A 14,220-nucleotide genomic window follows, 5' to 3' on the forward strand; every position below is an offset into this window, starting at 1 on the left:
GTTCCCGCGCCCCGAAGTACATCGCCGTCAGCACCCCGACCAGGCCCATCGCCGCGCAGAACGCCACGCATACCCACGGGCTCCATGGCATCAGCGCAATCAGCATCAGCGGCGTGGTACTCGCCCACAGCGCGTAGGCGACGTTGTAGGTAAAGGAAATCCCCGACACGCGGATCCGCGCCGGGAACAACCCGACCATCACCGAGGGCACCACGCCGACCACACCACAGGCCAGGCCGGCCAGGGCATAAGCGATACCGACGCTGTCCCAGCCCGCCACCAGGCTGCCATACAAGGCACCGATCCCCAACGGCAGCAACAGCGAATAGAGGATCAGTGCCCGCCAGGCACCGATGCGATCCACCAGCATCCCGGCCAGCACGCAGCCGATATTGAGGAAGACGATGCCAATGCTGCTCAGGGCGAAGGTATGCCCCGCGCTCATGCCGAAACGTTGCTGCATCACGGTCGGGGTGATCACCACCAGCACCACCACCGCCGAGGTCAGCACGCAGGTCAGCAAGGCGGCGGGCACCAGCGCGCGGCGATGCTCGCGCAGCACCGCGCGCAGGGGAAACTCCACCGGCCTGTCGCTGCGCTGGCGTTCCAGGGCCAGGAAGATCGGCGTCTCGCTCAACCAGCGGCGCAACCACACGCCGATCACGCCGAACACCCCGCCGAGCAGGAACGGATAGCGCCAGGCGAAATCGAGGATCTCCTGCGGGGTGAAGACTTTTGCCAGCAGGGTCGCGGTCAGCGCGCCGAGCAGGTAGCCGAAGGTCAGCCCGGCCTGGAGGAAGCCCAGGGCGTAGCCGCGCCGGCCGACCGGCGCATGTTCGGCAACGAAGGTCCAGGCACTCGGTACCTCGCCGCCGACCGCCGCCCCCTGCAGGATGCGCAGCGCCAGCAGGATCAGCGGCGCGGCATAGCCGATGTCCGCATAGGTCGGCATTACCCCGATCAGCAGGCAAGGCAGTGCCATCATCAGGATGCTCAGGCTGAACACCTTCTTGCGCCCCAGGTGGTCGGCGAAGTGCGCCATAAGGATGCCACCCAGCGGACGCGCCAGGTAACCGGTGACGAAGATCCCGAAGCTTTGCAGCAGGCGCAGCCACTCGGGCATTTCCGGCGGGAAGAACAGCTGGCTCAGGGTCAGGGCGAAGAATACGAAGATGATGAAATCGTAGATTTCCAGCGCACCGCCCAGGGCCGCCAGGCCAAGGGTCTTGTGATCGCCACGGGATAGCCGCGTGGAGTCGTTGGCAGTCATAGGGATTTCCGCAGCAATGGACAGGGTCGCGCGAACGAGCGGCAGAGCATATCAAAAATGCGCAGGCGTGCTGGCGTCTCAGGAGGATCGGGAAAACACCGTCTGCCCAAGGTTCTGCAAGCGTTTGGCCGGCCCGCGCAGGCCTGGCTTGCCCGGCGGTCGCAACTGGCCGATCACCCGCGGTGTGTCCACCAGCGCCATGAAGGCCTGCAGGGTCTCGTCATCGGGCACCCTGGGCAGGCTGATGTTCAGGGCCTGGCGCTGGCCCGGCGGCACTGCCGGTATCTTCAGGTGCTGGGACTCGTAGAGCAGCGCATGCTGGATCTGCACATTGACCCGGCAGAAGCGTTCCAGGTCCACCCCGGCATGGCTGGCAAGATCGATGTTGCCGATCAGCAGGTTGAAGGGCAGCAGCGCGTTGTGCACCAGATGCTGCAGGTCGTCGAAGGACTGCACCGGGGCGATGCGGAAATAGCCCATGCCATTGAGCATCTTCTCCAGTTGCAGAAGTTGCATCGGATGCGCGTCGGCGAGGAGGATTCGCAAGGACTTGTCGGGCATCGTCGGTGACCAAGGGCAGTGGTTGAGGGTGAACGATCCTTGGTCGATTCGCCGCAGGAAGCGGCTTTCCCTGGCAGCTTTCCTTGATAGTTGACGGGAAACCGTCGGAAATCAAGGAAGCGTCAATATATTGTTTAAACGGCGTCCGCGTTTCGACCTGCGTACTCGCGTGCACGGGGTAAATAAGCGCACAAGTGCTTCGTCTACCTGGGAGCCCCTCCCCGCGCTGTCGCCCCTGTGCGCGGGCCGAACCCTTCGGCTGGAACCCGCCATGAGACGTCCCGCATTCAAATACCGCCTGCTGCTCTGCGCCCTTGGCCTGGCCAGCCTCGGCGCTCTGGCCGCCTGGAAGACCCTGCCCGGCCAGGACACGCTGAACACCGTCACGGTCACCCGCAACACTATCGAAAGCAGCGTTACCGCCCTCGGTACCCTGCAACCGCGCCGCTACGTGGATGTCGGCGCCCAGGCCTCGGGACAGATCCGCAAGCTGCACGTCGAACCCGGGGACCAGGTCGAGGAAGGCCAGCTGCTGGTGGAAATCGATCCCTCTACCCAGCAGGCCAAGCTCGACGCCGGGCGTTACTCCATCGACAACCTCAAGGCCCAACTGGCCGAGCAGCAGGCCGAGTACCGGCTCGCCGAACAGCAGCTCAAGCGCCAGCAAAGCCTCGCCACAGGCGGCGCTACCCGCGAGGAAGACGTGCAGACCGCGCAAGCGCGGCTCAAGGTGACCCAGGCACGCATCGACATGTACCGCGCGCAGATCCTCCAGGCCCAGGCCAGCCTGCGCAGCGATGAAGCGGAGCTGGGCTATACGCGGATCTATGCGCCGATGTCCGGCACCGTGGTCGCGGTGGACGCCCGCGAAGGCCAGACCCTCAATGCCCAGCAGCAGACGCCGCTGATCCTGCGCATCGCCAGGTTGTCGCCGATGACCGTCTGGGCCCAGGTATCGGAAGCCGACATAGGCCATGTCAAACCGGGTATGCAGGCCTGGTTCACCACCCTCGCCGGCGGCAAGCGACGCTGGGTCAGCACGGTACGGCAAATCCTGCCAATCCCGCCCAAGCCCCTCGACCCGTCGATGCAGAGCAGCGGCGGCAGCGTTACAGGCAGCAGCGGCAGCAGTGGTGGCAAGGTGGTGCTCTATACCGTGCTGCTCGACGTGGACAACCCGGACAACAGCCTGATGGCGGAAATGACCGCCCAGGTGTTCTTCGTGGCCGGCCAGGCCAGCAATGTTCTGACCGCGCCCCTGGCGGCACTTGAAGAAGACGGCGACCAGCCCGACCAGCGCCTGGCCCAGGTGCTGGGGCGCGACGGCCAGGTGCAGCAGCGCCATGTGCGTACCGGCATCAGCGACCGCCTGCGGGTGCAGATCCTCGACGGCCTGGCCGAAGGCGAGCGCCTGCTGATCGGCGCGCCTGTCGCCAGCGGGGGTTGAATGAGCATCCCGCTGATCGAACTGCGCGACATCCGCAAATCCTACGGCGGCGTCGACACCCCCAAGGTCGAGGTGGTGCGCGGCATCGACCTGGCCATCCACCCGGGTGAATTCGTCGCTATCGTCGGCGCCTCCGGTTCCGGTAAATCGACGCTGATGAACATCCTCGGCTGCCTCGACCGTCCCACCAGCGGCCAGTACCTGTTCGCCGGCCGGGATGTCGCCGGGCTGGACAGCGACGAACTGGCCTGGCTGCGCCGCGAGGCCTTCGGTTTCGTGTTCCAGGGCTACCACCTGATCGCCTCCGGCTCGGCCCGGGAGAACGTCGAAATGCCGGCAATCTACGCCGGCCTTCCGGCCGAGGAGCGCCATGCCCGTGCCACCGCCCTGCTGGAGCGCCTGGGCCTCGGCGAGCGCACCGGCAACCGCCCGCACCAGCTCTCGGGCGGCCAGCAGCAACGGGTGTCCATCGCCCGCGCGCTGATGAACGGCGGCCATATCATCCTCGCCGACGAACCCACCGGTGCCCTCGACAGCCAGAGCGGTGCCGAGGTCATGGCCTTGCTCGACGAACTGGCCAGCCAGGGCCACGTGATCATCCTCATCACCCACGACCGCCAGGTGGCCGCCCGCGCCCGGCGCGTGATCGAGATCCGCGACGGCCTGGTGATCAGCGACTCGATCAACCCGCAAGGCGAGCGCGAACCCGCCAGGGCCGGCGCCCAGGCCGAGGAGTTGCGCCAGCACCTGGACCGCGGCGCCACCCAGACCGGCGCCTGGAAGGGCGAGTTGCTGGAAGCCTTGCAGGCGGCCTGGCGAGTCATGTGGATCAACCGCTTCCGCACCGCCCTGACCCTGCTCGGCATCGTCATCGGCGTTGCCTCGGTGGTGGTCATGCTCGCCGTCGGCGAGGGCAGCAAGCGCCAGGTCGTCGCGCAGATGGCCGCCTTCGGCTCGAACATCCTTTACCTCAGTGCCAAGTCCGCGAGCCTTCACGAACCGGCAGGCATCGTCACCCTCGACGATGTCGAGGCGCTGTCCGGGCTGCCGCAGGTGAAGAAGATCATGCCGGTGATCGGCAGCGAGCTGACCGTGCGCTATGGCAATGCCAGCCACAGCTTCTATGTCGGCGGCAACAACACCTATTTCCCGGGGATCTTCAACTGGCCGGTGGTGGAAGGCAGCTTCTTCACCGACGCCGACGAACGCAGCGCTGCCGCCGTGGCGGTGATCGGGCAGAAGGTCCGGGAAAAGCTGTTCGCCGAGCGCAACCCCATCGGCCAGTACATCCTGATCGGCAAGGTGCCGTTCCAGGTGCTCGGCATCCTTGCCGCCAAGGGCGCCAGTTCCGGCGACACCGACAGCGACGGGCGCATCGTGGTGCCCTACTCCGCCGCCTCGATCCGCCTGTTCGGCAGCCGCGATCCGGAATACGTGACCATCGCCGCAGTCGATTCGGCCCGGGTCAAGGAAACCGAAGCGGCCATCGACCACCTGATGCGCAAGCTGCACCACGGCAAGCAGGACTACGAACTGACCAACTTCGCCGCACTGATCCAGGCCGAAGCGCGCACGCAGAACACCCTGTCGCTGATGCTCGGGGCGATCGCCGCGATCTCCCTGCTGGTCGGCGGCATCGGGGTGATGAACATCATGCTCATGACCGTGCGCGAACGCACCCGTGAAATCGGCATACGCATGGCCACCGGGGCACGGCAACGCGACATCCTGCGCCAGTTCCTCACCGAGGCGGTGCTGCTGTCGATGGTCGGCGGGGTCACCGGCATCGTGCTTGCCGCACTGATCGGCGGTGGCCTGATGCTGGCGGACATCGCCGTGGCCTTCTCCCTCGGCGCCGTGCTCGGCGCCTTTACCTGCGCCGTGATGACCGGCGTGGTATTCGGCTTCATGCCGGCCCGCAAGGCGGCCCGGCTCGATCCGGTCAAAGCCCTGACAAGCGAATAAACGATGAACGCCAGCCGCCTCAGTCTTCTCACCCTTGGTTTGCTCCTCGCCGCGTGCTCCAGCCCCCGGCCGGACAACGCACTGCCTGTGGTGCCGGCCCACTGGCAAGGCCCGGTGCAGGCCAGCCCGGCGATCGCCGATGGCCCTTGGTGGCACGCCTTCGCCAGCCCACAACTGGATGCCCTGATCGAACAGGCGAAGGTCAACAGCTTCGATCTTGCCGCCGCCATGGCCCGGGTCCGCCAGGCCCAGGCCAGTGCGGTGATCGCCGGTGCTCCGCTGCTGCCGCAGGTGAAGTACGGTCTCGATGCCAGCCGCCAGCGCCTGCTGCACGGCAAGGGCTACAACGGCATCGACGCCAACGACGGCGATCGCACCTACAGCTCGTATGGCACGGCATTGAGCGCCAGCTATGAAGTGGACTTCTGGGGCGGCAAGGCAGCGGCCCGGGACAGTGCCCGCTACAGTCTCGATGCCAGCCGCTTCGACCGGCAGACCGTGGAGCTGACCCTGTTCAGCGGGGTCGCCGGCAGTTACCTGCAAAGCCTGGCCCTGGTCGAACAACTGCAGATCGCCCGGCTCAACCTGGCCAACGCCAAGGACGTGCTCAAGGTGGTGCAGACCCGTCATGCCGCAGGTTCGGCCACGGCCCTGGAACTGGCCCAGCAGCGCAGCCTGGTGGCGGCCCAGGAACGGCAGGTGCCGTTGCTGGAGCAGCAATTGCAGGAAACCCGCATCACCCTGGCGACCCTGCTTGGCGAGCCGGTGCAACGATTGCCGGCCACTGGCGAACGCTTCGAAGCCATTCGCTGGCCGGACATCGGCGCCGGCGTGCCCAGCGACCTGCTCGGCCGACGGCCCGACATCGCAGCAGCCGAGGCCAGGCTGGCAGCGGCGCAGGCCAACGTGCAGGTGGCCCGGGCGGCGATGCTGCCGAGCCTGACCCTGGGCGCCAATCTCGGCTCGGGGGCGCAGGTGTTCGATCAACTGCTGCGCAGCCCCTATTACAGCCTCACCGCCGGGCTGGCAGCGCCGATCTTCGACAATGGACGACTGGGTGCCGAGCGCGACAGGGCCGTGGCCCAGCGCGAAGAACTGCTGGCGACCTATCGCGGCAGCATCGTTTCGGCCTTCGCCGATGTGGAAAAGGCCCTGAACGGAATTGACGGGGTGGATCGCCAGCGTGAATGGCAGGATGAGGAGGTGCGTCAGGCACGCACGGCGTTCGAGCTGGCGCAGAGTCGCTACCGGGCCGGAGCAGAGACGCTGCTGACCGTGCTGGAGACGCAGCGGACTTTGTACCAGGCGCAGGATCAGCAGGTGCAGTTGCGGTTGGCGCGGGTGCAGGGGAGCGTGGCGCTGTACAAGGCTCTAGGGGGTGGTTGGCAGGTAGCTTCTCGCTAGGCTTCAGGGCCTCATCGCTGGCAAGCCAGCTCCCACAGGGTTCGGCAGCGCCGCAGCGATGAGGCCATCAGGCAATCCCTTTCATCGACAGGTGCCGCGCATACCAGGGCCGCTGCGGTACCCGCTTGAACAGCGGCTCCAGCCCATCATCCTTGGCAAACACGATGCGCAGCGCCAGTTTCATGGTCTCGACATCCATTTCCACGGACTTGCCCGGGAACATCCCCGGCGTGGTGCTGCAGCCATGGGTGTCGGGCCCCAGCCAAGGGTCTTCCACTTCGTTCCAGCGGCCCTTGGCGAACCACTCCACGCCGTTGACCTGCAAGCGTCGCACCTGCCCGGGATTGTGCCGCTCATGGGCGCGGTACCAGTCTTCGATACGGTCGTCGATCCAGCCGTGGAAGCCCCAGAACACCGGGTTCACATGGGAGGAAAACGGGTCGCCGAGGAAATCGTTTTCCGGCCCGTACCAGCGTGCGGCGAAGTCCGAAGGATCGCGGGCGAACGGCACCGGCGCGCCGTTGGAGGGATCACGCGGCACCGATGCCCAGCACATGTGCAGCCAGTCATGCAGGTTCATCTCAAGTTCCGAACCCAGCTCGCCCAGGGTCATTTTCGACAGGTACAGCGGGTCCTGGTATTGCGACTCCCAGACCTGGAAGTTGGAGCAGAAGGTTTCCTGCGCCTTGATCGCCGCGACCCATTGGGTGTAGTCGCTGTCCCCCGGCGCGCGCCAGGTCGGCGGGACGCTGTAGCCGTCATGGTTGTCGAAGTAGCGGGCGAAGCCGTGGCGGTCGTATTCCACGTTCGGCTGCGGCAAGGGGAAATGCGGCCAGGACGGCAATGGCTGGATGGCCCGGGCGGCATCGAGCATGTGCCGGTGCATGAACAGGAAGTCCACGCCCGAACCGTTGCGGTGCTTTTTCGGCCCCCGGGCATCGCGCTCCTGGCCACGCGGGCCAGGTTGCCAGCCAAGGCCGCGCAGCGCGCCGTGGCGCTCTTCGGAAAGGCGATGCCATTTGTCCCGGGTCGCATGCCAGAGCTGGTGGAACAGCCGGTGTTCGGGGCTGATCAGCCAGGCGCGCAGCTCCGGGGTATAGACGATGCGCTCGCGGGCTTCGGGGAACATCCGCTTGACCGCGACGAAATGGCTGTCCTGGACGGGCAGCGCCATGGAGCGGTCGAGGGGCTGCATGCGCCCGGAGAGGGTGCCGCTGCCGGCATTGCCGTACTCGCCCCAGACTTCGTCCAGGGTGGCAATGCACTCGAAGCCGGGACCGCCCTGGTTGCTCAACAGGCGCCAGCGCACCTGGGCGCTGGAGGCACCGACCAGGTCACCGAGTACGCGATACATGGCGGGGCCGGGCTGCTCGAGGTTTTCCCGAGTGCCCAGCACGCCACGCAGGCCTCGGCCCTTGGCGGAGATGTCGAGGTAGAGCGGGATGCCCTCGCGGGGCAAACCCGGCAAACCGCCGTCGGCACCGGTGAAACGAATATCCCAGACGCCGCGCAGTTGGTTGGCCAGTTGCTGGCCGGCACTGTCGGCCAGCTCGACGCTAGCTTCGCCGGGGGTGACGATATCGTCCTCGGGGTCGTGGGTCAGCTTCTTGTGGGCGTAATACACCGCCGGCACCGCCGCGCCCGTCACCGCCAGACCTGCCAGGAACCCCCTGCGCGATATCGTCATTCCCCACCCGTGTCAGCCATGGAAACTGCTTATGTCCAAGCTAGAACGTTGGGTTGGAGGAAAAATTTAGGCGGGAGAACACAATAGCCGCAACACCACAAAACCTGTGGGAGCTGGCTTGCCAGCGATAGGGCCGGCACGGGCAATGATGTTGCCTGGTCTGGCCTCATCGCTGGCAAGCCAGCTCCCACAGGGGCCAGTCTCACAGGGAGATCCGGCTCAGGTGGATGCTTTAAGCGGCATCCTCAGCAACACCCGTAGCCCGTCGCTGCGGCTGTAGAAGTCGAGCGAACAGGCGCAGCGCTGCACGATGGCCTGGACGATCGCCAGCCCCAGTCCGCTGCCCTCGCTGTGCCCGTTGCGCCAGAAACGCTGGGTAAGATGTTGCAGGTCCTGCTCGGGAATGCCCGGGCCGTGATCGCGGACAAGGAAGCCGACGCCCGCTTCTTCCACCCGCACTTCAAGCTCCACCGGCGCTTCGCCGCTGCTATGGCGCAGGGCGTTGTCCAGCAGGTTGCGCAACGCCGCCACCGCCAGTGCACCGGGCATGTCCAACTGTGCCTTGGCCGCCTGCAACGGAGCATTGAGCACGATCCGACGATCATCACCGGTGTCCTGGATCGCCTGGCGCGCCACCTGGTCGGCACTGCACTGCACGCCATCGTCGAACGACAGGCTACCCTCGACCCGCGCCAGCAGCAGCAACTGCTCCAGGGTCCGGTGCAGGCGGTCGGCGCCTTCCTCGGCGTGGGCCAGGGCTTGCTCGCGCACCAGGCCATCGGTCATCCGCGCCACCTGCAGATGGGTCTTGATCGCCGTCAGCGGGCTGCGCAGTTCGTGGGCGGCGTCGCCGGTCAGGCGGCGCTCGCGCTCGATGGTCTGGCCGATGCGCTGCAACAGCTGGTTCTGGGTATCCAGCAAGGGCTGCAGCTCGCTGGGCACCGCCTTGATCTGCAGCGGCTCGACCGAGTCAGGGCTGCGTCTGCGCAAGGCTTCGCGCATCCAGTTCAGCGGCGCCAGGCCCTTGCCGATACCGATCCACAGCAGCCCGAGACTGCCGAGCAGCGCCACCAGCACCGGCGCCGAGGCCGCCAGCAGGATCGAGCGGTTGAGCGCCTCGCGTTCCAGGTGGCGGTCCGCGGTGGTGATGCGGATGTCGCCATGGGCGAAGGTGAAGCTGCGCCAGCGCGCACCGTCGATCATCTGGTCGTGGAAGCCGCCACGACCGTCATCCAGGTGCTGGTCGGCATTCTGATGGCTGCGCGCAAGGATCTCGCCACGCAGGGAAGTGACCTGGCAGGCCATGCCGTCCGGTACGCTGAGCTGGTCGGCGCTGAGGTGGGTGCCCTCGCCCTTGCTGGTCAGGGGTTGCGGCAACTGGTCGATCAGGCCGGCAACCATGCGGGCCGAAGCCACCAGACGCTGGTCGAGGGAGAACATCATCTGCTGGCGCAGGTCGCGCAGCATCCAGGCGGCGGCCAGCGCCCAGATCAGGACGAAGGCGGTGCCCAGGATCAGGCTCAGGCGCAGGCGCAGGCTCATTGCCCGGCCTCCCCGGGCAGGCGCGCCGGGCCAAGACGGTAGCCCAGGCCGCGCACGGTCTCGACGATGCCGTTGCCCAGCTTGCGCCGCAGGTGGTGGATATGCACGTTGAGCGCGTTGCTCTCCACCTCGTCGCTGAAACCGTAGACGCTGTCCTTGAGCTGTTCGCTGGACAGCACCCGCCCCGGATTGTTGAGCAGTGCCTGCAGCAGCGCCTGTTCGCGACGGGAAAGATCGACCGGCTGCCCGCCAAGGCTGACCTCGCAGTTGCTCGGATCGAAACTCAGCGGCCCGTGCTCGATGATGTTCACGCAACGCCCGGCAGTACGCCGCACCAGGGTGTGCAGGCGTGCGGCCAGTTCGCGCAGGTCGAAGGGCTTGAGCAGGTAATCGTCGGCCCCCGCCTGCAGGCCATCGACCCGGTCGGTCACCGCATCGCGGGCGGTCAGGATCAGCACCGGCAGGCTGTGGCCCTGCTGGCGCAGGCGCTGAAGGAGCTTGAGGCCGTCTTCGTCGGGCAGGCCGAGGTCGAGCACCATCACGTCGAAATGCGCGGCCTGGAGCATGGCCCGCGCCGCGCTGGCGTTGGCCACCCGGTCCACGTTCAGGCCCTGGGCGCTAAGCCCGGCAATGATGCCGCTGGCGATCAGGTCGTCGTCTTCACAGAGCAGTACATGCATGGGTGCGATTCGGTCATGGGCGGGGAAGCCCGTATTGGGCCACGGCAGGATTAACCGGGGATTATGCCCTGCCCCACGGGCCCCGTCGCCTGCCGGCCGACGGCTTAACCTTGCTTTAATCCGCCCGGGTCAGCCTTGGCCGCTCATGACATCCAAGGCTTCGACATGCGTGCATTGATCCTGGCGTTTCTCTGCCTGTTCGGCTCCCTGAGCCAGGCGCAGGACTTCGCCAATCCCTTCGCCCAGGGCGACTTCCTCCCGGTGGAAAAGGCTTTCGTCTTTACCAGCCAGCGCCTGCCTTCGGGAGAAATCCGCCTGCACTGGGCAATCACCGAGGGTTACTACCTTTATCAGAAACGCCTGAAATTCGATGGCCTGACGCCGGAACAGACGCCGCCGCTGCCTCCTGCCGTCGATCATCACGACGAATTCTTCGGCAACCAGCCGGTGTATCGCGGTGCCCTGGAACTGATCCTGCCTGCCTCGGCCAAGGGTACGTTGCGCATGGGCTGGCAAGGCTGTGCCGATGCCGGGCTGTGCTACCCGCCGCAAACCTCCGTGGTCGACCTGGGTGGCGCGGCCGCGAGCGCGGCGCAGGCCGACGACCAGGCCCTGGCCGGCACCCTGCAACAGGGCCGACTGGCCTGGGGCCTGCTGGTGTTCTTCGGCCTGGGCCTGCTGCTGGCGTTCACCCCTTGTTCGCTGCCGATGTTGCCGATCCTCGCCGGGCTGGTGATGGGCAGCAATGTCAGCAGTCGCCGTGGCTGGGTTCTGGCCGGCACCTATGTGCTGAGCATGGCGCTGGTGTATGCCGCCCTCGGGGTGATCGCCGCACTGCTCGGTGCCAATCTCCAGGCCTGGCTGCAACAGCCATGGCTGCTCGGCAGCCTGGCCGCGCTGTTCGTCTTGCTGGCGCTGCCGATGTTCGGCGCTTTCGAACTGCAATTGCCGATGGCCCTGCGTGATCGCCTGGAACGTGCCGGCAGCAAGACACGCGGCGGCAACCTGGTCGGCGCCGCCGTGCTCGGCGCGCTGTCCGGCCTGTTGATGGGCCCGTGCATGACCGCGCCACTGGCCGGCGCCCTGCTGTACATCGCCCAGAGCGGCAACGCCGTGCATGGCGGCCTGGTGCTGTTCAGCCTCGGCCTGGGCATGGGCCTGCCGCTGCTGTTGCTGGTCACCGTGGGCAATCGCTACCTGCCGCGCCCCGGCGCCTGGATGAACCTGGTCAAGGGCCTGTTCGGCTTCGTATTCCTCGGCATGGCCCTGTACACCCTGCGCGTGGTCCTGGCGCCGAGCCTGTGGCTGGCGCTGGCCGGCGCCTGGCTGCTGACCCTGGCGTGGAGTGCCTGGCCAGCCCTGAAGCACTTGCGTGCGCTGCAGCCGGTGATGCTGGTCGCCGGCTTGTGGGGCGTGCTGGCGCTGCTCGGTGCAGCGGGTGGCGGTAGCGATCCGTGGCGCCCGCTCGCGCCGTTCAACGGCGCAGGCGCCAAGGTCGTGGCCGACGAAGATGCTTTCACCACGGTGAGCACCCCGCAAGCCTTGCAGGCCGAACTGGACGCCGCGCGCAGCCAGGGCCAGTGGGTATTCCTCGACTACTATGCGGACTGGTGCGTGTCCTGCAAAGTCATGGAAAAGCAGGTGTTCGCCCGTCCTGACGTCCTCGCGGCACTGGCCGGGGTCCGCCTGGTGCGCCTGGATGTCACCGCCGACGCCGCCCCCGCCCGCGAGCTGCTCAAGCGCTACCAGGTCCCGGGCCCGCCGAGCATGCTGTGGATCGGCCCCGATGGCGAGGAACGCCGTGCCCGGCGCATCGTCGGCGAAGTGGACGCCACCACCTTCCTGCAACACTGGAACAGCACCCGGAGCGACGGCTGATGTTGACGGTGAATATCGGCCCGGTCGCCCTGGCCCTCGACCACCTGCTGCTGCTTCTGGCCCTGGGCCTGGCGACCCTGGTCGGCTGGCGCGTGGCCAGGCGCGACGGCGACAACCCCGAGTCGTCGCTGTTCAACCTGTTCATCGCCGGGCTGCTCTGCGCGCGGATCGGTTTCGTCGCTGCCTACTGGCCGCTGTACCGTGACGACCTGCTGCAGATCGTCGATATCCGCGACGGCGGCTTCCTGCCCTGGACCGGCGCCCTCGCCGTGCTGATCGGTGCACTGTGGATCGCCTGGCGCAAGCCGGGCCGGCGCCGTCCGCTGGGCTGGGGCCTGGCCAGCGGAGCGCTGTTCTGGCTGCTGGCCAGCTGGGCCAGCCATCTTTACGAACAAGGCACGCAACTGCCGCACCTGAGCCTGAAGAACGCCCAGGGCCAGGAAGTGGCGCTGGACAGCCTGCGCGGCAAGCCGCTGGTGATCAATATCTGGGCGACCTGGTGCCCGCCGTGCCGGCGTGAAATGCCGGTGCTGCAACAGGCCCAGCACGAGTACCCGCAGGTCACCTTCCTGTTCGTCAACCAGGGCGAGACGCCGCAGATCGTCACCAACTTCCTCGCCACCACCGGGCTCAACCTGTCCCACGTGCTGTTCGACGCCGGCGGCCACCTGGCCACCGCAGTCGGCTCGATGGCCCTGCCCACCACGCTGTTCTACGACGCCGAAGGGCGCCTGGTAGGCAGCCACCTGGGCGAACTGTCCCGTGCCAGCCTGCATCACGCGCTGCAATCCCTCGATGAAGACTTGCGCCGCGCTCCCGTTCCCGCAACAAGGAATGCACCATGAGAATCCCGCTTTACCTGAGCCTGGCCGCGAGCCTGATTGCCAGCCCCCTGCTGGTGGCCGAAGAGCTGCCGCCGGCCGTGCGCCAAATCGAAGCCAAGGGTGCCGAGGTGGTCGGCAGCTTCGATGCACCCGATGGCCTCAAGGGCTATGCCGCACGCTTCCAGAACAGAGGTGTGGCCCTGTACCTGACCCCGGATGGCAAGCACGTACTGGTGGGCAGCCTGTTCGATGCCCAGGGCCGGGACCTCAGCGAGCCGCAACTGGAAAAGCTGGTGTATGCGCCAATGGCCAAGGAGGTCTGGGCGAAGATGGAGAAAGCCGCCTGGATCGCCGACGGCAAGGCCGATGCTCCGCGCATCGTCTACCTGTTCAGCGACCCGAATTGCCCGTACTGCAACATGTTCTGGGAGCAGGCGCGGCCGTGGGTCGAATCCGGCAAGGTGCAGTTGCGGCACATCATGGTCGGCATCATCCGCGCCGACAGCCCGGGCAAATCGGCGGCCCTGCTCGCCGCCAAGGACCCGCAGAAAGCCCTGCTGGAACATGAACGGGCCGGCAAGGCGAGCACGCTCAAGGCCCTGGAGCAGATTCCCGCCGAGGTCCAGGCCAGACTCGACGCCAACCAGGCCCTGATGGACGAGCTCGGCCTGTCCGCCACCCCGGCGATCTTCTACCTCGATGAGCAGCAGCGCCTGCAACAGCAGCAAGGCGCGCCGCGCCCGGATTTGCTGGGCAAGATCCTCGGCAAGCGCTGAGCCCTCCTCCCGTCCGGAGCGAATTCAGCCCGCGCTCCGGTTCGTTTGACCGCCCCATGCAGGCGGTCTTTTTTTGCCCATGACGCACTCGAACGCCGGCTAGCCAGGCTCTGCGTCGGGCTTAGATCTAAATCGCAGGATCTATTACCAACTTTCGCATTTGACAATAATTATCATTAATACTAG

The 14,220-nt window shown here is 66.7% G+C and carries 11 protein-coding genes; 6 read left to right on the plus strand and 5 right to left on the minus strand.

What is annotated here, in order from left to right; translation table 11 throughout:
• Together N7650_RS23325 and N7650_RS23330 are read right to left on the minus strand one after the other, a co-directional pair.
• The coding region (locus tag N7650_RS23325; protein WP_279900215.1) for an MFS transporter at positions 1 to 1,270 on the minus strand (1,270 nt) is incomplete at its 3' end.
• Positions 1,271 to 1,348: 78 nt separating this feature from the next.
• Complete coding sequence (locus tag N7650_RS23330; protein ID WP_064301834.1) at positions 1,349 to 1,831, minus strand: hypothetical protein; 483 nt, start codon at positions 1,829 to 1,831, stop codon at positions 1,349 to 1,351.
• Between the two features lie 271 nt (positions 1,832 to 2,102).
• Here N7650_RS23330 and N7650_RS23335 point away from each other — a divergent pair, with 271 nt between their 5' ends.
• From N7650_RS23335 to N7650_RS23345, 3 genes are read left to right on the plus strand one after another with little or no spacing between them, the layout of a single operon-like run.
• On the plus strand, positions 2,103 to 3,278 hold the full coding sequence (locus N7650_RS23335; protein ID WP_279900216.1) for an efflux RND transporter periplasmic adaptor subunit: 1,176 nt from the start codon (positions 2,103 to 2,105) through the stop codon (positions 3,276 to 3,278).
• A complete protein-coding gene (locus tag N7650_RS23340; RefSeq protein ID WP_009396262.1) occupies positions 3,279 to 5,243 on the plus strand; it encodes a MacB family efflux pump subunit in 1,965 nt (654 codons plus the stop codon).
• 3 nt (positions 5,244 to 5,246) lie between these two features.
• Positions 5,247 to 6,647, plus strand: a complete 1,401-nt coding sequence (locus tag N7650_RS23345; protein WP_279900217.1) for an efflux transporter outer membrane subunit — start codon at positions 5,247 to 5,249, stop codon at positions 6,645 to 6,647.
• A gap of 67 nt (positions 6,648 to 6,714) precedes the next feature.
• Here N7650_RS23345 and N7650_RS23350 read toward each other — a convergent pair whose 3' ends face one another.
• The 3 genes from N7650_RS23350 to N7650_RS23360 all read right to left on the minus strand — a co-directional run bounded on the left by N7650_RS23350 (position 6,715) and on the right by N7650_RS23360 (position 10,556).
• Positions 6,715 to 8,334 carry a twin-arginine translocation signal domain-containing protein gene (locus tag N7650_RS23350; protein ID WP_279900218.1) on the minus strand — a complete coding sequence of 540 codons (1,620 nt, stop codon included), beginning with the start codon at positions 8,332 to 8,334 and terminating at the stop codon, positions 6,715 to 6,717.
• 219 nt (positions 8,335 to 8,553) lie between these two features.
• Positions 8,554 to 9,876 (minus strand): ATP-binding protein, encoded by a 1,323-nt coding sequence (locus N7650_RS23355; protein WP_279900219.1) that lies wholly within the window; start codon positions 9,874 to 9,876, stop codon positions 8,554 to 8,556.
• Positions 9,873 to 10,556 (minus strand): response regulator, encoded by a 684-nt coding sequence (locus N7650_RS23360; protein ID WP_279900221.1) that lies wholly within the window; start codon positions 10,554 to 10,556, stop codon positions 9,873 to 9,875. Before N7650_RS23360 ends, N7650_RS23355 begins: the two co-directional genes overlap by 4 nt.
• Before the next feature lie 165 nt (positions 10,557 to 10,721).
• Here N7650_RS23360 and dsbD point away from each other — a divergent pair, with 165 nt between their 5' ends.
• Genes dsbD through dsbG form a run of 3 tightly spaced genes read left to right on the plus strand, consistent with a single transcriptional unit; the run spans position 10,722 to position 14,034 of the window.
• Complete coding sequence (gene dsbD / locus N7650_RS23365) at positions 10,722 to 12,434, plus strand: protein-disulfide reductase DsbD (RefSeq protein WP_279900223.1); 1,713 nt, start codon at positions 10,722 to 10,724, stop codon at positions 12,432 to 12,434.
• Positions 12,434 to 13,279, plus strand: coding sequence for a TlpA family protein disulfide reductase (locus N7650_RS23370; protein WP_279900224.1), 846 nt, complete (start codon positions 12,434 to 12,436; stop codon positions 13,277 to 13,279). Before dsbD ends, N7650_RS23370 begins: the two co-directional genes overlap by 1 nt.
• Positions 13,276 to 14,034 (plus strand): thiol:disulfide interchange protein DsbG, encoded by a 759-nt coding sequence (dsbG, locus tag N7650_RS23375; RefSeq protein WP_279900225.1) that lies wholly within the window; start codon positions 13,276 to 13,278, stop codon positions 14,032 to 14,034. Before N7650_RS23370 ends, dsbG begins: the two co-directional genes overlap by 4 nt.
• The last annotated feature ends 186 nt before the right edge of the window (positions 14,035 to 14,220 follow it).

Source organism: Pseudomonas sp. GD04058, assembly GCF_029836855.1.
Taxonomy (GTDB): Bacteria; Pseudomonadota; Gammaproteobacteria; order Pseudomonadales; family Pseudomonadaceae; genus Aquipseudomonas; species Aquipseudomonas bharatica.